Source organism: Ruegeria sp. HKCCD7181, from assembly GCF_057221055.1.
In genome coordinates this window covers 37432-61595 of record NZ_JBWVBC010000017.1, presented here as the reverse complement: position 1 = coordinate 61595, position 24164 = coordinate 37432, and the positions used below count along the sequence as shown (strand labels likewise).

18 protein-coding genes and 1 tRNA gene are annotated in these 24164 nt (G+C 54.4%); 13 read left to right on the top strand and 6 right to left on the bottom strand.

Annotated features, from left to right (window positions below; genetic code table 11):
• Window positions 1-5: 5 nt before the first annotated feature.
• Window positions 6-82: transfer RNA gene (locus tag AC2TCY_RS21980), tRNA-Met, on the top strand.
• A 315-nt stretch (window positions 83-397) separates the two neighbouring features.
• Window positions 398-691, top strand: a complete 294-nt coding sequence (locus AC2TCY_RS21975; protein WP_480850765.1) for a glycine zipper 2TM domain-containing protein — start codon at window positions 398-400, stop codon at window positions 689-691.
• A 161-nt stretch (window positions 692-852) separates the two neighbouring features.
• Here AC2TCY_RS21975 and AC2TCY_RS21970 read toward each other — a convergent pair whose 3' ends face one another.
• Window positions 853-2163, bottom strand: coding sequence for an adenylate/guanylate cyclase domain-containing protein (locus AC2TCY_RS21970; protein ID WP_480850763.1), 1311 nt, complete (start codon window positions 2161-2163; stop codon window positions 853-855).
• A 327-nt stretch (window positions 2164-2490) separates the two neighbouring features.
• Here AC2TCY_RS21970 and cobS point away from each other — a divergent pair, with 327 nt between their 5' ends.
• The 6 genes from cobS (at window position 2491) to AC2TCY_RS21940 (ending at window position 9633) form a co-directional block, all read left to right on the top strand.
• The gene (gene cobS / locus AC2TCY_RS21965) at window positions 2491-3477 is read left to right on the top strand and encodes a cobaltochelatase subunit CobS (RefSeq protein WP_480850761.1); all 987 of its coding nucleotides are present in this window, start codon (window positions 2491-2493) and stop codon (window positions 3475-3477) included.
• Window positions 3478-3587: 110 nt separating this feature from the next.
• Window positions 3588-4016 carry a hypothetical protein gene (locus tag AC2TCY_RS21960; protein ID WP_480850759.1) on the top strand — a complete coding sequence of 143 codons (429 nt, stop codon included), beginning with the start codon at window positions 3588-3590 and terminating at the stop codon, window positions 4014-4016.
• Window positions 4013-5890, top strand: a complete 1878-nt coding sequence (gene cobT, locus AC2TCY_RS21955) for a cobaltochelatase subunit CobT (protein WP_480850757.1) — start codon at window positions 4013-4015, stop codon at window positions 5888-5890. The genes AC2TCY_RS21960 and cobT overlap by 4 nt, the downstream gene beginning before the upstream one ends.
• Window positions 5891-6191: 301 nt before the next feature.
• The gene (locus AC2TCY_RS21950; RefSeq protein WP_480850755.1) at window positions 6192-7358 is read left to right on the top strand and encodes an alpha/beta hydrolase; all 1167 of its coding nucleotides are present in this window, start codon (window positions 6192-6194) and stop codon (window positions 7356-7358) included.
• Window positions 7359-7433: 75 nt separating this feature from the next.
• Window positions 7434-9224 carry an aminopeptidase P family protein gene (locus AC2TCY_RS21945; protein ID WP_480850753.1) on the top strand — a complete coding sequence of 597 codons (1791 nt, stop codon included), beginning with the start codon at window positions 7434-7436 and terminating at the stop codon, window positions 9222-9224.
• Between the two features lie 64 nt (window positions 9225-9288).
• On the top strand, window positions 9289-9633 hold the full coding sequence (locus tag AC2TCY_RS21940) for a DUF427 domain-containing protein (protein WP_480850751.1): 345 nt from the start codon (window positions 9289-9291) through the stop codon (window positions 9631-9633).
• Window positions 9634-9663: 30 nt separating this feature from the next.
• Here AC2TCY_RS21940 and AC2TCY_RS21935 read toward each other — a convergent pair whose 3' ends face one another.
• Window positions 9664-10680: an Ldh family oxidoreductase gene (locus AC2TCY_RS21935; RefSeq protein WP_480850749.1), complete on the bottom strand. Its 1017-nt coding sequence runs from the start codon at window positions 10678-10680 to the stop codon at window positions 9664-9666.
• A gap of 357 nt (window positions 10681-11037) precedes the next feature.
• On the opposite strand from AC2TCY_RS21935, the gene AC2TCY_RS21930 reads away from it, so the two are divergent.
• The 4 genes from AC2TCY_RS21930 to AC2TCY_RS21915 all read left to right on the top strand — a co-directional run bounded on the left by AC2TCY_RS21930 (window position 11038) and on the right by AC2TCY_RS21915 (window position 14682).
• Entirely contained in the window at window positions 11038-11364 is a 327-nt protein-coding gene (locus tag AC2TCY_RS21930) for a potassium channel family protein (RefSeq protein WP_480850748.1), read from the top strand.
• A gap of 177 nt (window positions 11365-11541) precedes the next feature.
• On the top strand, window positions 11542-12621 hold the full coding sequence (locus tag AC2TCY_RS21925) for an AI-2E family transporter (protein WP_480850746.1): 1080 nt from the start codon (window positions 11542-11544) through the stop codon (window positions 12619-12621).
• Entirely contained in the window at window positions 12618-13682 is a 1065-nt protein-coding gene (locus tag AC2TCY_RS21920) for an HlyD family secretion protein (RefSeq protein ID WP_480850744.1), read from the top strand. Before AC2TCY_RS21925 ends, AC2TCY_RS21920 begins: the two co-directional genes overlap by 4 nt.
• The gene (locus AC2TCY_RS21915; protein WP_480850743.1) at window positions 13672-14682 is read left to right on the top strand and encodes a DUF2955 domain-containing protein; all 1011 of its coding nucleotides are present in this window, start codon (window positions 13672-13674) and stop codon (window positions 14680-14682) included. Before AC2TCY_RS21920 ends, AC2TCY_RS21915 begins: the two co-directional genes overlap by 11 nt.
• A gap of 37 nt (window positions 14683-14719) precedes the next feature.
• Here AC2TCY_RS21915 and AC2TCY_RS21910 read toward each other — a convergent pair whose 3' ends face one another.
• Both AC2TCY_RS21910 and AC2TCY_RS21905 read right to left on the bottom strand, forming a co-directional pair.
• Entirely contained in the window at window positions 14720-17368 is a 2649-nt protein-coding gene (locus AC2TCY_RS21910) for an AsmA family protein (protein WP_480850742.1), read from the bottom strand.
• Window positions 17369-17627: 259 nt separating this feature from the next.
• Window positions 17628-19499, bottom strand: coding sequence for an adenylate/guanylate cyclase domain-containing protein (locus AC2TCY_RS21905; RefSeq protein WP_480850740.1), 1872 nt, complete (start codon window positions 19497-19499; stop codon window positions 17628-17630).
• 560 nt (window positions 19500-20059) lie between these two features.
• On the opposite strand from AC2TCY_RS21905, the gene AC2TCY_RS21900 reads away from it, so the two are divergent.
• Window positions 20060-21244, top strand: a complete 1185-nt coding sequence (locus tag AC2TCY_RS21900) for an aminotransferase class I/II-fold pyridoxal phosphate-dependent enzyme (RefSeq protein WP_480850739.1) — start codon at window positions 20060-20062, stop codon at window positions 21242-21244.
• Between the two features lie 665 nt (window positions 21245-21909).
• Here AC2TCY_RS21900 and AC2TCY_RS21895 read toward each other — a convergent pair.
• Together AC2TCY_RS21895 and AC2TCY_RS21890 are read right to left on the bottom strand one after the other, a co-directional pair.
• Window positions 21910-22830: a sulfotransferase domain-containing protein gene (locus AC2TCY_RS21895; protein ID WP_480850737.1), complete on the bottom strand. Its 921-nt coding sequence runs from the start codon at window positions 22828-22830 to the stop codon at window positions 21910-21912.
• Between the two features lie 398 nt (window positions 22831-23228).
• On the bottom strand, window positions 23229-24119 hold the full coding sequence (locus AC2TCY_RS21890; protein ID WP_480850735.1) for a DMT family transporter: 891 nt from the start codon (window positions 24117-24119) through the stop codon (window positions 23229-23231).
• Between the last annotated feature and the right edge of the window lie 45 nt (window positions 24120-24164).

The following is a 24164-nucleotide window of genomic DNA, read 5'->3' as shown; positions in this document are numbered from 1 at the left end:
AGTGTCGCGGGATGGAGCAGCCCGGTAGCTCGTCAGGCTCATAACCTGAAGGTCGTAGGTTCAAATCCTACTCCCGCAACCAAATTTAGACTAACCAAACCAGCCCGTTCAGACGTAAGGGCTCTCTGTCGCCATTCTCTGCGAAGCGCTTCAACTGGTAGTAAGAGCCCTGAGCCGCCGTTGATCACACATTGGTTCTTTGTCCTTGCAGCAATTCGAAGACGACAAAATTGAGACGTTGGGATCGCTGACCATGAAAGTCATGGTGGGTGGATTAAGCTGTGGTTCAATCCATAACCGCATGACGTTGTTGCTCAGTTGACGAAATTCCCCGCCATTAGGCGGTTTTTTGCTTCTGGACCGCCGTTGGGTTGGAGAGAGGTTCGGCCGAACCTACATGTCAGGGAACAAGAGGCCATTACATAAGATTGAACGTAAGGAAACCGACATGAAGAAGACAACAGTAGCTTGCCTGCTTGGTGGCACATTGCTCTTGGCAGCATGTGGAGCCCCAACAACGCCGACTCAGGCTCAAGCACAAAGCGACGCTCGGTGTGCTGCTGGTGTTCTCGGGGGTGCAGCTCTTGGTGGTATAGTTGGCAACCGCTTCGGAGGCGGAACTGGTAAGACCATGGCTACGGCAGCTGGTGCTGGACTCGGAATGTATGCGGGCCAATCGGCTTGCAACTGACGACAAAATACAGACAGCAAAAGAGAGACGCCAGAGCGCAGAGTGGAAATCCGCTCGGTGGCAAGCGGGCTGCGTTGCCAAGAGTCCGTAGGCCGTTGTTGCGGCCAAATTGAGATACCGTGTGTGGATTGGAGGCCAAAGGCGAGGTACATGTACGGCTACTATACGGCTTTATAAACGTGCCATGCTTCTGGCAATCCTTTGAGTTCCCGGCGTCCAAGGCTTTCGAAGACAAGTCCGGAACCAGCCACCAAGTCTTTTACCGTGCGCGACACGACGATGTCGCCTCCGCCGCCCAATTCGGCAATGCGTGCCGCAATGTTCACGGCAATTCCGCGTACATCATCCGATGAGACCTCAACTTCCCCGGTATGAACCCCAATGCGCACTTCGAGATCTAGCTTGGACACCGTGTCACTAATTGCCTTCGCGCAATGAATTGCCCGCCCAGGCCCGTCAAAAGTGGCAAGGAAACCATCACCGAGCGACTTCACTTCCTGACCGCGAAACTGCATGAGCTGGTCCCTGACGATGGCATCATGCTGCTCTAATGCTGCATGCCACACATCGTCACCAAGTCGCTGCGCCTGAGTAGTGGACCCAACAATGTCGGTAAAAACGACCGCTGCCAAAACCCGGTCGAAAACTGGCTTCGGTTTCAAGCCAGTTACAAAGGCTTCAATCTCTCCAAGTATCTGATCCCGCTCGTCCCCGAGGAAGGGAAAATGATCTCTCCCGGGGAACTCCACAATCTTGGCGCCGGGTATCAACTGCGCCAAGGTTCGACCGCCTTCGATATCGATCAACCCGTCTTTAGTCTTGTGAAGCACAAGTGTTGGAGCCTTTATCGAGGGAAGGATTTCCGTGATGTCTATCTGGCTGTTCAGCTTCATGATTTCAATGAGGTCGCGGGGCGATGCGCCAGTTCTTTCGTACTTTCCCCACCATTCCTGCAACGACGGATCGCTGCCGGTATCAGGACAGAAGAGTGGAAGCGCAGCTCCGCTGCCCCAATGCTCTTCCGCGTATTCGAACAATTGGTTCAAAGCCTCTTGCGTTGGGAACCAGGACTTAAATTGAGCAAAAGCACCGTAGAGTATTAAACCCTCACAGCGTTTTGGCTGATATGCAGCGAAAACCGAGGCAAGCGAACCGCCTTCTGAGATCCCCATGACATAGGCTGTTTCCATTCCAACGGCGTCCATCACCGCGCGGATGTCGTCCATTCGCTTATCCATATCGGGTACGGCGACTCCTCGGTCAGACAGGCCGGTACCGCGTTTGTCGAACATCGCGACTTTGGAAAACTGCCCAACACGCTCAAGCCATTTCGCAAACTGAGGTTGCTCCCAATAGGTTTCGATCTGAGAAATGAAACCCGGCACCAGAATCAAGTTTTTGGGTCCGTTGCCGTAAACTTGGTAGGCGATGTGCACGTCATCGCTCTTGGCGTATTGAGTCTTGGGTATCATGCCGGTACCTCCTCCGGGCAATTCCGTCGACAGTGTCAGGCTACGAGACCCGCAGACTTCAAGCAACATTCTGTTCAGCACCAGACTGTCCAGTATGTCTGCTTTGGTTGCGCAGCGCTGCCATCGTGAACATTCGATTATGCGACGACAGCGAACGGTAACGCTGTGGCCACTCCGCCGGTCCCGCTCGTGCCGATAAGGCCAGTTTCAAAGAAACATCCGGCTAGGTATGTGCATCCACGTCTTTCCCTTGCCCTTGCTTGCAATATGTTGCACCACACACAGGTTCAAACCCGCCGCGCGGGGCAAAGGATAAGGACAGGACGCATGGCTGACGGATCGATCGACATCAACGCAAAACCCACCGAAGATATCTCGGTCCGCGAGGTGTTCGGCATTGACAGCAACATGGCGGTCAAGGGCTTTGCGGAACGCAGCGACCGCGTACCGGTCATTGATCCGACCTACAAGTTCGATCCGGAAACGACACTGGCCATTCTGGCGGGCTTTACCCATAACCGCCGCGTCATGATCCAAGGCTATCACGGCACTGGCAAATCAACCCATATCGAACAGGTCGCCGCCCGTCTGAACTGGCCCGCCGTACGTGTGAACCTGGACAGCCATATCAGCCGGATCGACCTGATCGGCAAGGACGCGATCAAGCTGCGCGACGGCAAGCAAGTCACCGAGTTTCACGAGGGCATCCTGCCGTGGGCTCTGCGCAATCCCGTTGCCATTGTGTTCGACGAATACGATGCGGGCCGCGCTGATGTGATGTTCGTCATCCAGCGTGTGCTGGAGCATGACGGCAAGCTGACCCTGCTGGACCAGAACGAGATCATCACGCCAAACCCGAACTTCCGCCTGTTCGCCACCGCAAACACCGTGGGTCTGGGCGACACCACCGGCCTCTATCACGGCACGCAACAGATCAACCAGGCACAGATGGACCGCTGGTCGCTGGTCTCGACGCTCAACTATCTGAGCCACGATGCCGAGACGATGATCGTTCTGTCGAAAGCGCCGCATTACAACACTGCAGAGGGCCGCAAGACCGTCAGCCAGATGGTCACCGTTGCCGACCTGACCCGGACCGCCTTCATGAACGGCGACCTGTCGACCGTCATGAGCCCGCGGACCGTGATCAACTGGGCGCAAAACGCTGAGATTTTCCGTGATGTGGGCTACGCCTTCCGCTTGTCCTTCCTGAACAAATGTGACGAGCTGGAACGTCAAACCGTGGCCGAGTTCTATCAGCGCTGCTTTGACGAAGAACTGCCGGAAAGCGCGGCGAGCGTGAGCTTGGGGTGAACGGCGTAAGTCATACGTCACTTACTGGGGCTGCTGGCGAGCATCTTGTGATGTCGCGTTTGTTATCGCGAGGGTTAATTGCTGCACTAGCACCGCAAGGCGTTCCCAACATGGATATCGTCGTGACTTCACCGGATGGGAAAACCCTTTGCGCGATTCAGGTTAAGTCCCGTTGGGAGAAGGGCGCGGACGGCGGCTGGCATATGGGCAAGAAACACGAAGACATACATGATCCCAAGATGTTTTACTGTTTCGTGGACCTTGGGAAAACGCCGAGTTCTACGGCAAGCGTTTTCGTTGTGCCTAGCAGAATTGTCGCCGATCTTTTAAGAATTGATCACGTCACCTGGCTAAACACCCCCGGTCGCAACGGCCAACCTCGAAAAAACAGTAATTTGAGGCGCTTCCGCCCGGATCATTCCAACGTTCTCGGTTCAGGCAGCGAATTTGTTGCGGGATGGCTAGAGAAATATCGCGAAGCATGGCATCTTTTGTGGGTTTCTGAAGGCCAGTACGACGGATTGGAAATAGAAGCATGAGTAAACCAAACGACAACCCTGCTGATCCGTTCAAGAAGGCTCTGGCCGAGGCCACCAAGGTGATGGCGGACGATCCTGAGCTGTCAGTGAGCTATACCGTCGATCCTTCAGGCTTGTCGGGCGAGTCGATGCGGCTGCCGCAGGTTTCGCGTCGGATGACCCGAGAAGAGGTTCTGTTAGCGCGGGGTACGGCGGACGCCTTGGCCTTGCAGCGCCGGTATCATGACGATGCCACCCATAATCGCTATGCGCCTCCGGGCGATATGGCGCGCGATCTGTATGAGGCGATGGAGGTTGCCCGGTGCGAGGCGATGGGCGCGCGCGATATGCCCGGGACTGCCAGCAATATCGACGTGAAAATCGGTCATGAGGCGATCCGGCGCGGCTATGACCAGTGCAAGCAACCGGCCGAGGCACCTTTATCAGTGGCCGCAGGCTATCTGATCCGGCATCTGGCGACCGGGCGCGATCTGCCCCCCGCGGCTGAGAATGTAATGAACCTGTGGCGCGGGTTCATCGAAGAACAGGCCGGTGGCGTTCTGGAAAACCTCGATGAGGTGCTCTCGGATCAGGCTGAATTCGCCAAATTCGCGCGCCAAATGATCAAGGATCTGGGATACGGCGACCAGTTGGGCGACGACCCGGATGAGTTGGACGACGATCAGGAAGATCAGGCCGAGGACGACGCCGAAGAACAGCCCGATCCCGACAGCACCGGCCAGGATGATCAGGATGAACAGGACGCCGACGCGACGCCTGAGCAGACGCAGGAAGAACAGCAGGATCAATCTCAGGCTCAGGTCTCGATGGACGAGATGGCCGAAGATGAGATGGGCGATGAGGCCGAGATGCCCGAGGGTGAAGCCCCGATGGAGCCACCCGCCCCGCCGCCTGCATCCGAGGCAGATCCGGACTACAAGGTCTACCTGAACACCTACGATGAGGAGATCTCCGCCGAGGATCTGGCGGAACCCGCCGAATTGGAACGGCTGCGGGCCTACCTGGACCAGCAGCTGGAACCTCTGAAGGGTGCCGTCAGCCGTCTGGCAAACAAGCTGCAGCGCCGCTTGCAGGCGCAGCAGAACCGCAGTTGGGAGTTCGACCGCGAGGAAGGCATTCTGGATGCGGGACGCTTAGCGCGGGTGGTGGCGAACCCGACGACGCCGCTGAGCTTCAAGGTCGAGAAGGATACCGAGTTCCGCGATACGGTGGTAACATTGCTCCTCGACAATTCGGGCTCGATGCGGGGCCGCCCGATTTCCATCGCGGCGATTTGCGCGGACGTTCTGGCGCGGACGCTGGAACGCTGCAACGTGAAGGTCGAGATTCTGGGCTTTACCACGCGGGCGTGGAAAGGCGGGCAGGCTCGCGAGGCGTGGCTGAATGATGGCCGCCCTCAACAACCCGGCCGTTTGAACGATCTGCGCCACATCATCTACAAAGGTGCCGATGCGCCCTGGCGGCGCGCGCGACCCAATCTGGGTCTGATGATGAAAGAAGGTCTGCTGAAGGAAAACATCGACGGCGAGGCGCTGGAATGGGCGCATCGGCGAATGCTGGCGCGGCGCGAGCAGCGTAAGATCCTGATGGTGATCTCGGATGGTGCGCCGGTTGATGATTCAACACTCAGCGTAAACCCAGCCAATTATCTGGAGAAACACCTGCGCGATGTGATTGCCATGGTCGAAAAGCGCAAAGTCGTGGAATTGCTGGCGATCGGCATCGGCCATGATGTGACACGTTACTACGACCGTGCTGTGACCATCACAGATGTTGAGCAACTTGCAGGTGCAATGACCGAGCAACTGGCGGCTTTGTTTGACAGCGACCCTCGCGCTCGGGCGCGCGTTATGGGGATGAAGCGGGCCAGTTAGGAATGCTGGCCCTGACCTGCGGGGTGAAAGGCGAAGCTCGAAAGCCACCCGAGCACGATCGTCCTGATCCTGTTTCGTGGTTCCATTCGAGGTCCGGCAGTCCTACATGTGTGACGAACGGCCAAGTGTTTTAACAAAGCTGTATCAAAGGGCGGCATCATTGGGGATCTCCTGTCTGTTGCCTCTAATGTGGTTATGGGGCTACTCGGCTGCTTGAAGACCGTCCTGAGAAACTCTCGAGAAACCCTTGGGAAAGCCATTGAACCTTGTGGCTCCTGTCGAAACGGAGTGTATTCGGCCCATGCGCTATGAGTTTGCAGATTGTGTTCTGGACGTGGACCGTCACGTGCTACTGCGCGATGGTGAGGCTGTACCGGTCGAACCGCAGGTGTTTGACCTGTTGGAATTGCTGGCCGAAAGCCCCGGTAAGCTGGTGGCACGCGAAGAGATCATCGAACGGGTCTGGAAAGGCCGGTTTGTATCTGAATCGACGATCAGCGCCCGTATCGCAGCGGCCCGAAAAGCAGTTGGCGATGATGGCAAGACGCAACGGATTATCCGCACGATCGTGCGGCGTGGCCTGCAAATGGCGGCAAATGTCAGCCGTGATGCCAACCCTGCACCGGATCGTGACCGGCGAACTCAGCAATTGAAATATGCTCGGGGCAATGACGGTCAGGCAATAGCATTCGCGGTATCAGGGAACGGTCCTCCGGTTCTGAAGGTGGGCTCGATTGTTTATGATCTGGAAGCAGAATGGCGGTTGGCGTCAGAACGCACATACCTGAAAGCAATGGACGCAAAGTTCACGATGCTGCGCTACAACAAACAGCACCTGCCCCGTTGGGACGATCTTTGCCGTGGCAACTACGACGGATTGGTAGAGGACATTCTGGCCGTTACTCAAGCCGCTGGCTTTGACCGCTTTGCCATTGTCTCAGAATTCGGTGGCGTTTTCTCGGCCCTTCAATTTGCCGCCCGATACCCGGAACGCGTGAGCAGACTGGCCATCGTCGGCGGCTGGGCCGAGGGCCGCGATCACCGGGACGGCGTGGCCGGACCGGATTCCATCCGAAACCTGATCATGGAAGGCTGGAAAGATCCGGGTAGTGGCTACGCTGTCGGCTCGGTGCTGAGCTATTTCCCTGAGGGCCCGCTTGAGACGGTGCGCGAGATTGTAGACGAGATGCAGGCGCTCTACTCCGTCGAGCAAAAGCTGTATCAGAGGGACATCGGGAACACGGCTTCGGTTCTACATCTGCTGCCGCAAGTGCAATGCCCAACATTGGTTCTGCACGGGCGCAACAGCTCGGTTCACCCACTATCCGAGGCGCGAAAACTGGCGGCAGGTATTCCCGATGCGTCACTGCTGATTCTGGAAACAGCAAACCACATCCCACTGCCCGGAAACGACGTTTACGAGACTTACATCGAGGCGCTGCAAAGCTTCCTCAGTGCTTCGGACTAGCACTGCGTCAGGGTGCTGGACATTTACCGTCGCAGGCCTCAGGTTCCATCGCATCGAGACAAGAATGAGGCCACCATGTTCCAGTCTTTCGAAGTAACTGCGCGCCCGGAACAGGGGCCGCCGCGACTTGCTGCACTGCGCCAGGAACTGGCGCGCGAAGGGCTGAACGGGTTTCTGGTTCCACGTGCGGACGCACACCAGGGTGAATACGTTGCACCGCGAGATGAACGGCTATCCTGGCTGACCGGGTTCACCGGCTCTGCCGGGTTTTGCGCCGTGTTGACCAATATCGTCGGGGTATTCATCGATGGGCGATATCGCACGCAAGTCAAGGCGCAGGTAGCCAGTGATTACACTCCGGTGCCATGGCCGGATGTCAGTCTGAGCACATGGTTGAAAGACCAATTGCCGGATGGCGGCAAGGTTGGATTTGATCCATGGCTGCACGCGGCCGGCCAGATCTCCAGCGCGCAAAAAGACCTTCAGGGCAGCGGCATCGAACTGCTTCGCAGTGACAATCTGGTAGACCGGATATGGCAGGATCAACCCGATCCTCCCATGAATCCCACCAAGATACATCCCATTGAATTTGCCGGTGAAACCTCCGATAGCAAGATTGACCGCCTGGCCGAAGACCTGCGCCAAGCCGGGCATGCGGCCGCGGTCATCACCTTACCGGATTCCATCATGTGGCTGTTGAACATTCGCGGATCGGACATTTCCTATAACCCTGTCGCGCACGGTTTCGCCATCTTGCATTGTGACAGACGGGTAGACCTGTTTATGGCAGCTGCCAAACTGACAGAGCTGGGGGACCACCTGGGACCGCAGGTGACTCAGCACGAACCCGATGTTTTTCTGGGCGCACTCGAAAAACTTGAGGGCACGGTTCAGGTCGACCTCGGAACTGTGCCACAGATCGTTGCGGATGCTCTGGGTGATTGGATGGTTGACGGGGGCGATCCTTGCGCCCTGCCCAAGGCCTGCAAGAATGCGGCAGAAATCGCAGGCAGTGCCGAGGCCCATCTGCGTGATGCAGTGGCTGTGGTCGAGTTGCTGCGCTGGCTGGACGCGCAAGCCCCCGGAACGCTGACCGAGACGCAAGTGGTCACCCGGCTAGAGGAATGCCGTCGCAAAGATAACGCGCTTCAGGATATCTCGTTCGACACGATTGCCGGTACTGGCCCTAACGGCGCCATCATGCATTATCGAGTGACCGAGGAAACCGACAGTCGGTTGAAAAACGGTCATCTGTTAGTTCTGGACAGCGGCGGGCAGTATCTTGACGGAACCACTGATATCACCCGGACAATTGCCATCGGGGATGCAGGGAACGAAGAAAAAGCCTGCTTCACGCGAGTTCTGAAAGGCATGATTGCCATGTCAATGCTGCGCTGGCCCGTGGGCCTTGCCGGGCGCGACATTGAATGTGTCGCGCGGGTGCCCCTGTGGCTGGCTGGCCAGGATTTCAATCACGGTGTGGGCCACGGTGTGGGCACCTATCTGAGCGTACACGAAGGTCCGCAGCGTCTGTCGCGGGTGAGCCATGTCCCACTTGAACCCGGCATGATCCTGTCGAATGAGCCGGGTTACTATCGGGAAGGAGCATTTGGTATTCGCCTTGAGAATCTGGTGGTGGTCGAAGAAGCCGCCGCTAAACCAGGTGGCGACGAAGAGCGTGCCATGCTGTGTTGGCGCACGTTGACCTATGTGCCCGTCGACCGGAGATTGATCGTGGTTGACATGCTGACCGCAGAGGAGCGCGCCTGGTTGAACGACTATCACCGCGACGTTGCGGAAAAACTGCGGCCAAGGCTGGGACCTGACGCCCAACTGTGGTTGGATGCCGCAACCGCCCCGGTGTGACATCGGGTTGTTACAAAAAGGGGGCACCAGACGGGACCCCAACACGACGAAGGAGACCGAGGGAATGACAGATCACATCACGATCCGCCCGATATCAGGCAAATGGACCGTCCGCTCGGGCGGAGCAATTCTGGGCGAAACCACCAACGCGTTGGAATTGCTTGAGGGTGATCTGGAACCTGTGATCTATTTCCCGCGTGCCGATGTCGCAATGGCCTTTCTGGACAGGACCGATAAGGTGACGCACTGCCCCCACAAGGGCAACGCGGCACATTTTTCGATCGTCAACAAGTCCTCGGTGACCGCCAATGCGGTCTGGAGTTATGAGGAACCGATCCCCTCGGTCGCCGAAATCAAGGAATATCTGGCCTTCTATCCAGATGATTCAGTGAAGGTCGAACAGCTGTAACCCATCCTGGCAACGCAAACTACGCCGTGATCACTGGCGCAGTTGGTCGAGCTGGGCCAGCAGTTCCGTACTGACAGAGACGCCGGTGTTTGTGGCGGCGGTTCGCTTTCCAAGCCTGCCATCTCCCGGTACACGGGCATCTCCATTGCCCTCGATCTCGGCACAAATCCTAGTGACGTAATCACCAAATGCGGGGTTGCCAAATCGGGTTGGATCGATGGCAATCAGGGTTGCGCCGCCTTTGATGTTCAATGCGCCATGGGCTTCGCGATCGGTGTTGTCGACAGACAACGTGCCCCCCGCCAGCGCCGCGCCCAGAACCTCGATCAAAAAGGCGATGGCAGCGCCCTTGTGCTCGCCAAAGGGCAAAAGACTGCGTGTTTCAAGGATAGCATTGGGATCGGTACTCAGGGCGCCCGTCGTATCCAACCCACCTGCACGGGGCAGATCATGCCCCTCGGCTGCCGCCATTTTGACATCCATAAACGCCACTACCGAAGACGCTTGATCCCATACGATCGGTTCCTTTCCGTCGCGCGGGCAGGCAAATGACATCGGGTTTGTACCAAATACTGGCCGGATCCCGCCCTGCGGCACCACCATCGACAACGAGTTCACGACACCCAGCGCAACCAACCCGGCCCGTGCCAAAGGTTCAGTGTCAAACCGCAGTGCTGCCAAATGGTGGCAATTGCTGCAGGTAAATGCGGCAATTCCATTTTCGCGCGCCACTGCGATCAGCTCGTTCCGAGCTTTCTCCGCGGCTATCTGGTAATAGCCGTTATCCCCGTCTCCATGCAGAACGCTTGGTGCCAGGCGTTTAATCGATGGGTTGGGCGATGGGTTGGCATATCCCGACGAAAAGCTTTGTGCGTAAACCGGCAACATGCGCAACCCATGGCTGCGCGGTCCGTCACGTTCGGACAACATCACAAGATTGGCCAATACGTCACTGCCGTGTTCGTCCATTCCCACCAACACCAGGACGGATTTGGCAATGGTTCTGACCTCGTCAAGTGAGAGTGTCTTTGTCGAGATGTCAGCCATATGCGTGATCCTGTTCTGTTTGAGCGCAAGTGTTCGCAATAGTCACTTCTTTAGTTTTGATATTCCATCCGTTTTTTTCGACGAATTCGTCGAGGGGTCCTCGGATGTTGTGGTCGATAGGTGGTTGGACATAATTGTCGAACATCCGCTGCGCGTCTTCCGTGCCGACCATCTCGGCGGGTTTCGAGCCGCCTGGTGTCCTGCACCCATTTCGAATAGCTTACTGCCCCGATTTAGCGGCAATTTTCTGGCGAAACCCAAATGGACAAGGTTCCGACTGGTTGCATGTGAGACGAGCGTTTTTTTGAAAAACAAAAAACTCTGGTAGAGGTTCTCTCTATATACAAAGGGGCCATCATGAACTCATTGACCAGAATAACACGAGGGGTTGCCGTCGCGCTAAGGGACGGCAGAGTAAAGGGGCTACTTGCCTTTACGGTCGGTATGATCTTTTGGGCATCAGTCTTTTATCATTACGTTGAGGGGTGGTCCTGGCTCGATTCAGCTTACTTTTCTGTCGTGACGATATCGACTGTGGGGTTTGGCGATTTTTCACCCGAAACCGCAGCAGGTAAGATTTTCACAATGTTATATATCATCGTTGGCCTGGGTGTCTTCGTAACAGCGGCTACTACGATAGCAGACACGATCCTTTCTCAAGGCGATGATGACAAAGGCAAGTGACTGGCGTCTTTTCTACGCTTTTTCGAACCACCGATGATTAGTTTCTTGCGCAGCCTCGAGCGGCTTCGCGAATTCCTGTTGCAGCTACGGAACAGAAAAACGGCGGCCGCCCAAAAAAATGTACATATTATGTTTTTTGAATTAACCTTTTAAAAAACAACACTGTGGAGGGATGGAATGGAAAAGACCCAGGACGCAAGAATTGTTGATCTCGCAATACGGCTGCTTTTCCTTGGAATATTCCTTTACAGCGCGCTCGTCATGATCGCTCCGCTTGCTAGTGTCGTTATATGGGCGACCATACTCTGTGTAGCGCTGTATCCCCTATTTGACTGGCTTCAAAGCAAACTGGGCGGGCGCAAGTCGCTGGCCGCTACGATATTGGTTTTGCTGGGACTAGTACTCACCTTAGGGCCGATTGCCACTGCGGTGTCAGGTGCGGCGGAACTCGGGTCGGATTTTGCCGCACAAGCAGATCGGGGGGAACTGAAAATCCCACCGGCGCCAGATAGTCTCAAGGAATTGCCCCTGATCGGATCCAGGATCGCCGACGTTTGGACGATGTTCGAACGGAATCTGGATGGCGCGCTTGCCAAGTACGGAACACAGATTCTTGAAATTACCAAATCGCTGTTCGGGAAAGTGCTGGGTATTGGAATTGGCCTTCTCGCACTTGCACTGTCTGTGTTGATTATGGGCGCACTATTTAGCCCAGGACCGCAATTGGTTGAGGGATTGCAAAGGTTTGCCAACCGCGTGTTTGCCCCTCGTGGGGGTGAGTTCATTACGCTGGCAGGCGCCACTATTCGTAACGTTACAAAGGGCGTGATTGGCGTTGCCGCAATACAGGCCGTTGTCGTTTGGCTGCTGCTGATTGTGTTTGGAATTTCCTCTGCAGCAACGCTCGCCTTTGTTTGCCTGATATTGTCCATTATCCAGATCGGGCCGGGATTGGTTCTGTTGCCAGTAATCATTTATGCGTGGAGTTCCATGTCAGGTGGAATGGCCCTGGTTTTCACCATCCTCGCAATACCCGTGACCATTATGGATAGCTTCTTGCGTCCTGTATTCATCTCCAAGGGCTTGGAGACACCAATGCTCGTGATCCTAATTGGCGTTCTCGGTGGCATGATGGCTTATGGTTTGATCGGCATCTTCATGGGCCCAGTTCTGTTTGCCGTCTTCTACGAATTGTTCAAAGTCTGGATCGACGCGGCACCGGATACTGCGGACGTGGCCGAGGGTGCGGGGGAATGAGAAAGACGATATGGACCACACTGGCAATCATTCTCATCTTCCTTGTCTGGTATCTCATCGCGGATAGAAAAACGCCGTTTACAGGCAATGCGAGAGTAAAGGCTGTTGCAACCCAGATTGTTCCCCAGGTCACTGGGACCGTAACCGAGGTGCTGGTAGAAAACGGTCAGGTCGTAACAGCCGGTGATGTGCTGGTTCGAATTGATCGCAGGCCATATGAGATCGAAAAGGCAAAAGCCGAAGCAGATCTAGAGGCAGCCACGCAAGAGGTGGGCGCATCTTCGGCAGAAGTAAGTGCCGCTCAGGCGAAATTGGCTCGTGCACAAAGTGATCTCGACACGATGCGTATTCAGACGGAGCGTGTTTTTGCGCTCGAGAAGAAAGGGTTGGTCGCCGTCTCGCGTGCTGATGACGCCCGCGGGCAGCTGGCAGAGTCCGAGGCAAATCTGGAAAACGCCAAGGCTGATCTGGAAAAGGCGAAGCAAAGGCTTGGCGATGAGGGTATTGAAAACCCAAAGATTCAGCGGGCGCTTGCGGCTTTGGCGGATGCGGAACTGAATCTTGAATGGACCGAGTTGCGAGCTCCGGCTACGGGTGTGATTTCCAACCTGTTAATTGCACCGGGAACTTATGCGCGTTCCGGTCAGGATCTTTTGACGTTTCTTGACGCGACAGATGTTTGGATCGAGGCCTATTTCACCGAGAACAATCTTGGCCGGGCTGCAGTGGGCTCTCCTGTCGATGTGGTACTGGATATGCACCCCGGTCAGATCATTCCGGGTGTAATCGAAAGTTTCAGTGCTGCCGTGTCTTTGAGCGGTGGGGACGAACCCGGCCAATTGGCTAGCCCGCCCAATACAAAAGGGTTCTTGCGCGAACCCGAGAGGTTCCCTGTGCGCATTGTGTTACCGGGCTACGAAGCTGGCAGCACCGAGGATGATCTACGCTTTCAGTTAAACGGGCAGGCAGATGTGATCATGTATCTCAGCGATAACTCACTTCTGAATCTGGTGGGCCGCACGTATATCCGTGTGGTGTCAATCCTGTCCTATGCGTACTGAAGATCGCCGTTCAGTTTTACGGCTCGCATTCGGAGTCTCGGGGGTTTTCGCGCTCGGGCTATTTCTTGGCTGGCCACTGGCTGTCATCGGTGCCGTGTTTACGGCATTGTTCCTGCAGGCACCTATAGCCTTGCCATTGGGGGCATTTGGCAAGCTATTTGTGTTTTCCATCGGGTTGATGTTCATCTCGTTTCTGCTGTCATCGGTCGTTGCACCTTACCCGGTCGTATTTCTTATCCTTGTTGCCATTGGAATAATCCTGTCGTTCATGTGGTCGGTCTCAGGGGCGGGGGTTTTGCCTGGTGTTATCGCGCTCATGGGCGCGTTGATGATCCCGAACCTGGTACTGCAATCACAGGATCTGGCCTTGGTGCTAGTGTTCTGGATTCCGATGAACCTGTTCTTTGCAGGTGTTGTGTCCACGCTGATGTTTGTGCTTATCCCGGCCGAGGCACCAACCGAAGCGCAGAAAAAAGCCTCATCAGCGCAGGATTTTGACCCGCATCGCCGCATTGTCAGGATGTCTTTGGTTACGGTTCCATTTGCGTTAGCATTCTTTGTGTCCGGTGCATCGGCTCTGCTTGTTTTGTTTTTTGTGGCTCTTCTCAGCCAACAGCTTGCGGCGATGCCAGCTGCGGGCAAGACCGTCGCCAAAGCCATGCTGACAGCAAATCTGTTGGGGGCAGCCGTCTCTATCATCTGCTTCGAAATAAATGTCATCGCGCCCGTTGTTCTGACGCCTATCTTTCTGTGTTTTTTCTTTTGCCTGACACTTGGCGTTCTCGGAAAATCCGGCACCCCGCTGGCTGCTGCTGCAGGGTCGGCAATCACGACAGCGCTGATTGTATATGGCGGATCGATTTCACCCTTTTCGGATGAAGCTGACGTCAAAAGCATCACCCGCGTATTGCAAGTCGCCAGTGCGGCGATTTTTGTAATCGTCGCGTACATCGTGGTGGATGAGTTCTGGCCAGAGAGAAAGCGTCAAAGCGCCCATTAAGTGTTCGCGATTTGACTGGCGCACCCTAAGCCAAGACCTATTGAAGTTGCAGGATGTCTGGCACACAAATCTTTCGCTTTGCCGGCATTTGATCGGCGCCGTCCGAACGTTTTAGCCGTTTTGGGCCATCCTTTACCTTGATTTTCGGTTTGGTCAGCGGCCCCTTCGCGGTGACCGGCCACGGGCTACGCGCGAGAGGATCGCCGATCTTTCGAGGTTGCAGATTGAGGTCCAGAACCTTGTTGTTCAGGTCGACACCGCCAAAGACAACGACTTGCACCTGATCCGTTTCCAGCGTGGTCTGTTTTGTTGAGATATTGCCATTGGATATGTGCAACGGCGCACGCAGGCAAACGATCGGAGCGACCTTTTGCTTTTCCTTGGAAAATACCCATGGCAGCAACCCAAGACCTGCCAGGTCCAAAAGCTGAGTTTCAATTGAGCCATTACGCAAGGAAACAGTGGCGTTCCCGCTCAGGGAACTGGCAAAATGTTTAACGGACTCGGTCCCGCCGGTAACATTGAAGTCGGCATAGATTGTTCCGCTCGCACCTTTTTGGAACTTCAAATTGTGAAGGACGTCGTCTAACTGCCATCCCCCTGCCTCACCGCTAAGCGTCAGCAGATGCGCATCGTTCGAAAGGTCCATGAGGCCATTCACATCAAAATGGGCGCCACCATATTCAAATTTCAGCGGCCCGGCTTTCAGTTCGCTTTCGTCCAGCGTCAGTTCGCTGTGAAGGCTGCTGACACCTTTGGCACCTTCGATATGACGCAGGTCAATGTCGATATCCATGTTCATGCCAGACAGAAGAATCGAACGTCCAATGGGTTTAAGCGTCACATCTCTGAGAGGGCTGGCTTCATCTTCTCCATTCGTCTCAGCTGTTTCTTCAGCATTGGGACCACCCAATTTTCTCAATTGCGCAACGGCCAATACGATGCTGCGAATTTGGTCGATCCTGATCAGATCGCTTTCGATTTTTCCTCGCAGCACGGGATCAGAGGTCGCATCGTCCAGATCGGCCGAGAGTTTCAGTCCCGAGTCGGCGACCGTAACGTTGGCATCGGTGTTCCAGTCAGTGCCCTGGCTGGTCAGTTTAATTTCGAACCCGGCATGCCCTGTGTCCACAGGCTCCAACGACAATGCTTGCAAAAGATCTGCGCCCGAAGGGACGTCGACATCAATTCCAAGATCCAGATTCTCGAATTTAAGCACGTTTTTGACGGAACCATGAACTTCCAGATTCCAAACGTCTGTTTCACTTGTTTGGCCATCCAGATTTGTAAGAGAAAGCTCATTGATGTCTCCATTCAGATGAAAATCACCCGAGAACTTTCCAAGCTTGTCACCCGGCCCCGAAAGCTCAGGTGAAATCAAGCTGCTTGCAGGAATGTCCAGCAGCCCTTCCGCTGAGACGCCTTGTAACTGCAGGGCGTCGTCAACAGAACCATTCAGTATGACGAATGGTTGCGATGGATTCCCGATCCGCAGATTGACATTCCCCACGCGCAAAGCACCATCCGACGTTCTGGACAACCCTGAAAACTTGACTGGTGGTGGCCCTTCCCCGGACGTGTCCAATGTGAAACCGTTGGTCTCTATCACCATTTGTCGTTGAGGAACCTGACCCGGCACGCTGTCCATGACCATATCAACCGCGACGAGTTTAAGGTCGTAGCGAGAGTCCGCGGGTGCTGGTTCGGCATCCTCTGGGTACAGTCGAATTCGGGTCGTCAACGAAACATCGGCCGGGTTAGCGAGTTCACCGAGTTGCCCCGTCAACTCGAGGCTTTGCCCTCCGTCCAGTTCAACTACTACGTTGAGGTCATCAAGTCGCGACACGCCATCTGCAGTCTTGAATGTTGCGCTTACGTCCCCTGATCCCTCCAAAACGCGGTTCAGTTTCAGAACATCCAGCAGCTGACCAAGCTCAGCAACTTTGATTGAGGTCTTAAGTTCCAATCCCGACGGCGTTTTTACTTCGTCGACGGTAACCGAAATTTGTTCGAATGCGATCGTCAACTGGAAAGGTTCTTCGGTTGGAAAGGCCCCCTTCAACTCAAACTTTTCTCCGTTTAAGGAACCGGTCCCACCCACGGACGCACCTTCCGTCTCGCTTCTGCGGTTCAACACCAATTCAGGGAGGCGCATATCGAAGTCCAAGCCGTTTTGCGCGTTCTGATAAAGGACCGCTGCGTCAGCAAGTTCAATTCTTCGATCCGTAAGAATGCCAGAGATCGGACTTTGGACCGAATTGTCAGATTTTCCGGCGTCAGCTTGGGGCGTGGCACTTAGCTGCCAAGAGGTAACACCATCTTCGGACGTAATAAGGTTTAGTCGAACACCTGCTATTGAGAAGTTACTCAGGGAAAACTTACCTTTCCACAGGTCTTTTGCAGAAACTTCAAAGCCAAGCCTGTCAATTTGCGCAAGGTCAACGTCTGACATTAAAGTACTGGGCAGCGCTAATCCCGTTGCTGAAACGTCAAATGCGCGCCCGATCCCAATCCTCACATCACCATCAATAGATACTGATTGACCGAGTTCGTCCGAGAGAAGTTTTTCGACAAATGCAGTCCTCAATGAAGAAAACACAGAGGACGACAGGAATAGCCATGCCGCGATAACAAGGACCAGCACGATCGCACCACAAATCAAACTACCCCTTACGATGTATCGCACTTTCGTCTCCTTTTCCGTCGAATCCTTGCAGCGAAATGCCGGCCTGCATCAAATTTTTAACCTTGCGAACAGTTTACTGTGGCTGTTTTGGTTCGCTCAACGCAAGCAGGAAAGAGGCGTTGGCTGACCCCAAAATTGAGAAACACGCTGTCGTCAGCGATCCCGCCTGAGCACAGAGATGCGATTTGCCATCAAGTCCCCATTTGCAATCGCGTAAGTGCGTTGCTCAGATTTGCACCGCGACGCAAAAGCGGGACTATCAGTCCGGCGAGATACCATCTTCAGCGCTTTCTTCAGGCACATCAAGACCCGCTCTTCGCAACCCTTCCATCAGTCCTTCGACCAGCTCTTTCGGCATGCCCCGCGCTTTGAACTGCGCGCGTGGGTCTTTCAGATCGTCCGGGAACTCTTCGCGAATTCGCTGCAGCAATTCTTCTGCTTTTTTCTGCTCACCATTCATCGCGTAACTGGCCGTCAGCGTCGCCATGCCCATATAGTTTCTAACTGGCCCCATGTTCAGCCTGATATTTCGGGCTTCTTCATAGTCCCCCTGAAGGTAGGCATGTAAATGCCAGGCATTATCGTAACCGCGATGAAGCCTCGGGTTGAGAGCCTTTGCCTGGGAAATCCATTCCTTTCCTTCCTCGAACTCGCCGGCATAGGCCAGAAAAACACCGAGATCAGCGAGAATCCATGAATCGTTTGGGTTCAAGTCGATCGCCCGCTTGGCGAACTCTCGATACACATCCAGATCCTCGCCCAGCATCCTGCTGAGAATAGCAAGAGCATAGTAAGCGTCGGGGTTGTCCCGATCAGCGTTAAGGGCATTGTTAGCCGCTTCACTGGCCAGCCGGGCCCAGTCTGGCGGCGTGTCGTATGAACGTTTTTTGGCCTCAAGGTAGTTGAATGCCAGCCGCGACCAGCCCAATGAGTAGTCGGGTTCGGCTTTGACAGTCCTGTGGAGGCAATCCCGGGCCTTGCGGTGCGCCCCGAGGCTGAAAGACTGATAGTACCAATGGGCGACCAAATAGCATTCGTAAGCATCCAGGTTTTCCGGTGCTTTGTTGCGGATCTCTTGTTGAATCGCTGCATTAAACAAAGGCGCGTCGCTTGACCCAATCTGCGCCGCGACCTTCCTCGCAATTTCAATCTGTATATCCAACACGTTCGCGAGGCTCAGATCCATGTCGAATGGGCCTGGCGGTGTCAGTTGGCGGCAGGTCTCTGCGTCTGTGAAGGTCGTTGTGACCCGCAATTGATCGACAGAGCGCCGCACGGTGCCAGTCAAAATGTAATCGGCGCCAAGCTCCTCGCGGATCTCTGTGCAGGACGGATCGTCGCCCAATGCAGCCGCAGACTCTGGGGCAATTAGGAAAAGGTTCGAGAACCTCGCCAACATCGCATTCAAGTCTCTGGTCAAACCCGCGGCAAAATACCGATCTTCCGGATCGTCACCGGCATTTTCGAAGGGAATGATCAATACCCTCGCTCCGGTCGGCAAATCCCTCTCGCTAGTCGAAAAAAACGTATAGAAAGCGGTTGTGACCAGAACCGCTGCCGCACCAAAAAAAACAACAACTGTTCGACGTGACTTTGCAAGCCTATTCGGTTTTCTCGCAAGGTCCGGTGGCCAAGTCCAAACCTCGACAGGTGTCGCAATATTCTTCAGCTTGTGGCTACCAGTGTCTGCAAAATCGACATCTACTTTCCCGGCAACATGTTCAGCAACAGATTTAGAAATACAGATACCATCCGGTGGCGCGAACGCCTCTAGACGTGCCGCGACATTTACTCCGTCCCCCAAAAGATTGTCACCCTCTGCGATAACGTCTCCAAGATGGATGCCAATGCGAAAGCGCATCCGCTTGTCGTCCGGAAGTTCACTGTTGCGGTTCTCGAATTCCTGTTGAATTTCCACCGCGCAGCGAACGGCTTCAACCGGGCTCGCGAACTCGGCAATCACACTGTCACCCGCGCTCCCGAAAACTCGCCCATCATGGTGGGCAACCTGCGCGTCGATAAAGCTTCGATGGGACTTCAGAGTATCTAAGGTGCTTTCCTCGTTGGCACCCATCAGGCGCGAATATCCCACGACATCAGCGGCCAAAATTGCGGCAAGTCGGCGTTCCATGGGCACCTCTCCAAGTGGTATTTTAGTATGGGACTGACATTTTGCAAAACTCGACCTGATCAGTAGAAACGGCTCCGGCTTCTTGTCGGAATTGGCAGTACTCCTCAGGTCGCTCCGGGTTCATTCGAGGCACTATTGTCTGCCATCCGGGACCAAGCAGTCATTCGTATGTGACAAGAGAATCTTTAACGCCGTTGCCATCACCGAGATCATCTGGGCTGGGCTTCATAAGCGAGATCTTGAGTGACTTGGATTTGGTGAATGCGTCCTTCAACCGGATCGCAGTCCCTTAGTTGTCCTAAAAAGTTAGAGTTTCGCTTACCAAGACTCCCGCGACGGTGGCGCCAATTCTGTCCCGCAGAGTATGAGGCTGTTTACTGAGATGGGTGCCTGTTTCGCGCCAAGTGCGGAAATGGTTTCAAACTGTAGGCATTAGTGCTGCACCAACCAAATGACGAAATAAGCTGCAATAAGCCGAAAGGTTTGGTACCCATATCGTGTTCGACACTACAGGGTTCCTGCTGTGCTCGCACAGCCGACATTGTAGTAGGGAGAGTTCAATGCCCGCAACTGCCCGCCGAGCACACGCTGCCGCGTATTCCATTCGGAAAGTCGAAGCGTTCTTTAAATCCTACCAGTCTGCCGTGAAGGAAACACCCGCGGTCGCTGATTTCACGTTTGGTAATCCGCACGAAATGCCTTTGCCTAACGTCGTTGATGCGCTGAAAACACATGCCGAACCTCAGAGTGTCGACTGGTTTGCGTATAAAACCAACGAAGCGGACCCGTGCGCGTTTCTGGCGGACGCGTTGTCGAAAGAACTGGGGCTGCCGTTCGAGCCGGAGGACATTGCGCTGACCAAAGGTGCCTTTGGCGCGATCAAGATGGCTTTCACGATGCTGCTTGAACCTGGCGATGAATGCATCGTGCCGCTGCCGGGCTGGTTCTGCTATGGACCAATGCTGGCCGCGGCCGACGCCAAAGAAGTTCAGGTACCCCTGGACCCTGATAATTTTGACCTGGATCTGCACGCCATCGCCAGCGCCATAACACCACGTACCAGAATCGTGGTTGTTAACACACCTCACAATCCGACCGGCCGCATATACACGCGCTCAGATTTGCAACAGCTTGCTGATTTGCTTGAGGCTAAGTCCGCAGAGATCGGGCATCGCATTTGGATTTTATCAGACGAACCCTATCGTCGCATCCGATTTGATGGTCTTGGATTTACGACCCCGGCCGCGGTTTATCCGCATACGCTGATCGACTATTCTTATGGTAAAATTCTCCTCGCGCCCGGCTTGCGCCTTGGTTATCTTGCAATTTCCCCAACCTTGCCGGCAGCTGAACGCGAAGAGCTGCGCGCGCTGCGTTTCGCGGTGCAGATGGCGGATGGTTGGAATGTCCCGGATGCTCCGTTGATTTATGCACTGCCGGATCTGGAAAACGTATCTATCGATATCGCCGCGTTGGCACAGCGTCGCAAACGCATGCTTGGTGCTTTGGGGCAGTGGGGTTACAGGATGACACAGCCGGAGGGCACCTTTTACCTGTGGGGTCGGGCTCCGGGCGGCGACAGTGATACCTTCGCTGAACACCTGCAAAAGAAGGGTGTCTATGTGATGCCTGGAACGGTATTCGACCGACCTACGGATTTTCGTATTTGTCTAACTGCCACTGACGAAATGATTGAAAACGCTCTACCCACATTTCAGGCGGCGGGGGATCAAATGCAGGATTAAAGACCGGCGTAAGGTCGAACTTTTGGTTTTCCGTTGAATGATTGTTTTCCGTGAGGTCAGGCTCTCACTGAAAGCACCTTGAACCCTATCCCCGAAACACCTTGGCAAACCTCGGGTGGATAACAAATGAGTGTTGAAAAGGGCTCGTTCCAGCCAAACTCTGCGGTGCGTTCAGGCTGGTGGTAAGATCCCAATCCGGTCGTCGCCGCAAAATGTGGGCACTACGTCTGCATTCGTCGGGTTCGACGAATAGTGGAAAAATCCATATTCGAATGACGAATTAGAGCTTTGTAACCTCCCGACTACCGACACTCACTTCGATAGACGGGAGGTGGACCCTGGGTTTGACGGGTCGCGACTCCAGCCGAGGTAATACATAAGCCGGGTCACATTCGTATACTTGAATCTTAAATACACCAAATCAAGTATTTTCTGCGCGTAAAGTTTTATATTATCGCGCGATGCATATTTGTTTCTTCGCTTCGGACGGCTTCAGCAGATCGAGCGGTCGACAGACCTAGAGTACGTCCGCTTAACGAACCAAGCAGGAATTCTCTGTAATTCGGCGTCCAGGCCACTATTATGATCGCCCAACATTGCATCCGGCTAGTAGCTGCGCTGTGCGCCGAACTTGAACTAGGCGATCCAAAACCAAGCTGGGTTTGTCAAGGAAGCTTGCCACCACTGTAAAGCCAGTCGACAGCGGCGATGTTGGGAAAGATCTGTTCACCGACCGAGCGAAGATGTCGGGAAATGTCATCGGTCATCCCTTCAGATTTTGCTTTTCCGACTTCACCCTGGCGTATCATCGCACCGGATTTGAGAATTGGTACTTTGCCGGCGGTGCCAGCCTCAAACTTGTTCTCGTGCTGCTTCATCCATTGGAATGACGTGTATTCCAGGATCGCAGGCCAATCTTCGGAGCGGGGCTCCACACCAATAAATTTCGCTATCTTTCGAATGGACTCTTCGTGCGCGCGTTTCATATCAGAAAAGTGAATAAACAAAACATTTGGCTCGTTTCTGAGAGGCCACCAAGCCGCCAAAAACCCGAAGAACGCCCCTTGCATTCCGTTAGCATCGACGATGTCCGAATAAAATGAAGGGAAGTCATCGCGGCACAATGCCTCTCTTGGGACCTCCCAAAGGTCGAACCATTCATCCGCATGTTTCTCGAGAAACGGGCGGAAAGAGACCACTGCTTCTTCCGGATTGCGGAAAACGACTATGTACTTCACGTCCTGATGCGAATTGGCGTTTATGAATGGCACGCCGGGAGGTGCAGAGTGCGTTTTAAATGCGCGGCGGTCGACGGGCATCGCGTTGACGCGATCCAGGACCTCTTGATGTGGCTGACCCGGGTAACCCAAGAACTCGATCCAAGGAACTTCTTCATAAATATCGCGAAAGTCTGCCACCCCGCCGTTGAGGATCTGAAAAACGATGTTCATCGTCCATGTCGTACCGCTTTTAATTGGTACGGAAACAACTATGTCGCCGTCGCGCCATTCAATCTTTTGCTGAATCTCAGGCACTATCCATGGAGGCCCACCAGGAGGGGCGTCACGTTCTGCGGTATCATCCATAACTTAACCTTCTCTTTTTGGAGTTCGGCTGGTCGATAGGTAATCGCTAGAGTTATTCCTGTGCCGTTCACGGCCATCGCCTTTCTTGAATTCGGACGAAGCAGGTGCTTCATGATTGCCCACGTCATTCAATTCAGCAAGTTTTCTCTTCGAGCATAAAGTATCATGGTCGCTGTATGGCTTGGTCGGATTGCTCTCGAACCGTTCTTTGCCTGCCCCTCCTATAAGCTATTTTTCACAGCTCAATTCGAACACTTAAAGTCCAGGTTTCCAGAAACTTTTGAACGCAGGTAAGTGGGTTTTAACAGCGATTGCACTCATGGTTGCTTCCGGGGCACCACGTCGACAGGAACATCGTTCAAGCGGATTATTACACTTCGGAACCGAGCGCGTATTGCCTAGGGCTTGAACTTGCCGATGATCAACGCTGCAATGATCAGAACAAGTGCAAGTATGTCATTCGCCTGCAACCGCTCTCCAAGGAACGCGATGCCGATGAACACGCCGACAAGGGTTATCAAATATCCGGTGAGGGCAGTAAAGGTCGGGCCGGTTCGACCAACCATGTAGATGAAGAGAACGTAAGCAATACCGCCGCAGAAAACGCCCAAGCCTAACAAGGCTGAAATGCTGTTCAAGCTTGGGCGCAAGTGCCACTGCGTATTTAGTAACAGAACCAATACGACAAGCACTGCGGAAGCAATCATAAAGACGTTGCGCATTGCCAGAACCGGAGGAACACCAGATAGGCGTTTCATCATGATCAGGCTCAATGAGAAGCTCAACGCACCACCCAGTATCGCCAGTTCACCAATGATATCGTCCAGCCAACTTCCTTTGATGCTTGGAACGATCAGTACCAAAATGCCGACGAAGCCAACAATGACGCTAAATGCAGCGATCAGGCTCCAACGTTCGTCATCCACAAAAAATGGGGCCAGAATCAGGGTAAAGATCGGCACGGTCGCTAGTAGAATGGCTGCGATACTGCTGTCGACATCCTGCTGCCCCCAAGGGATCAGAAAGCAGGGCAGTATCGCCTCAGCGACCGCGATCGCGCAATAAAGCATCCAAGGTTGCGCACCAGTGCCCGAAGAGGATCGAACTGACCCTCCATGCATCAGCGCGGCAATGATCGTCAGCGTTACAAAGCCGATCACCACTCTTCCTGTTGCAACGATCAAAGGTGTGAAACTGCGAATAGCCAGTTCGTTCAACACAAACTGCGATCCCCAGATCAGGCTGATCCCAACCAACAATACATAGTCGAGTGCGACAGGTCTGTTCATGGTACTTGCGCTTCCTTGAACAACTGGATCATCGTTGAAGCGTGA

What these genes read in the sequence shown, in the direction of transcription:
- AC2TCY_RS21890 (WP_480850735.1), bottom strand. Translation starts at nt 24,119, where the DNA reads ATGAACAGACCTGTCGCACTCGACTATGTATTGTTGGTTGGGATCAGC.
- AC2TCY_RS21935 (WP_480850749.1), bottom strand. Translation starts at nt 10,680, where the DNA reads ATGGCTGACATCTCGACAAAGACACTCTCACTTGACGAGGTCAGAACC.
- AC2TCY_RS21940 (WP_480850751.1), top strand. Translation starts at nt 9,289, where the DNA reads ATGACAGATCACATCACGATCCGCCCGATATCAGGCAAATGGACCGTC.
- AC2TCY_RS21960 (WP_480850759.1), top strand. Translation starts at nt 3,588, where the DNA reads ATGGATATCGTCGTGACTTCACCGGATGGGAAAACCCTTTGCGCGATT.
- AC2TCY_RS21970 (WP_480850763.1), bottom strand. Translation starts at nt 2,163, where the DNA reads ATGATACCCAAGACTCAATACGCCAAGAGCGATGACGTGCACATCGCC.
- AC2TCY_RS21975 (WP_480850765.1), top strand. Translation starts at nt 398, where the DNA reads ATGTCAGGGAACAAGAGGCCATTACATAAGATTGAACGTAAGGAAACC.
- cobT (WP_480850757.1), top strand. Translation starts at nt 4,013, where the DNA reads ATGAGTAAACCAAACGACAACCCTGCTGATCCGTTCAAGAAGGCTCTG.
- AC2TCY_RS21925 (WP_480850746.1), top strand. Translation starts at nt 11,542, where the DNA reads ATGGAAAAGACCCAGGACGCAAGAATTGTTGATCTCGCAATACGGCTG.
- cobS (WP_480850761.1), top strand. Translation starts at nt 2,491, where the DNA reads ATGGCTGACGGATCGATCGACATCAACGCAAAACCCACCGAAGATATC.
- AC2TCY_RS21950 (WP_480850755.1), top strand. Translation starts at nt 6,192, where the DNA reads ATGCGCTATGAGTTTGCAGATTGTGTTCTGGACGTGGACCGTCACGTG.
- AC2TCY_RS21905 (WP_480850740.1), bottom strand. Translation starts at nt 19,499, where the DNA reads ATGGAACGCCGACTTGCCGCAATTTTGGCCGCTGATGTCGTGGGATAT.
- AC2TCY_RS21920 (WP_480850744.1), top strand. Translation starts at nt 12,618, where the DNA reads ATGAGAAAGACGATATGGACCACACTGGCAATCATTCTCATCTTCCTT.
- AC2TCY_RS21945 (WP_480850753.1), top strand. Translation starts at nt 7,434, where the DNA reads ATGTTCCAGTCTTTCGAAGTAACTGCGCGCCCGGAACAGGGGCCGCCG.
- AC2TCY_RS21915 (WP_480850743.1), top strand. Translation starts at nt 13,672, where the DNA reads ATGCGTACTGAAGATCGCCGTTCAGTTTTACGGCTCGCATTCGGAGTC.
- AC2TCY_RS21930 (WP_480850748.1), top strand. Translation starts at nt 11,038, where the DNA reads ATGAACTCATTGACCAGAATAACACGAGGGGTTGCCGTCGCGCTAAGG.
- AC2TCY_RS21895 (WP_480850737.1), bottom strand. Translation starts at nt 22,830, where the DNA reads ATGGATGATACCGCAGAACGTGACGCCCCTCCTGGTGGGCCTCCATGG.
- AC2TCY_RS21900 (WP_480850739.1), top strand. Translation starts at nt 20,060, where the DNA reads ATGCCCGCAACTGCCCGCCGAGCACACGCTGCCGCGTATTCCATTCGG.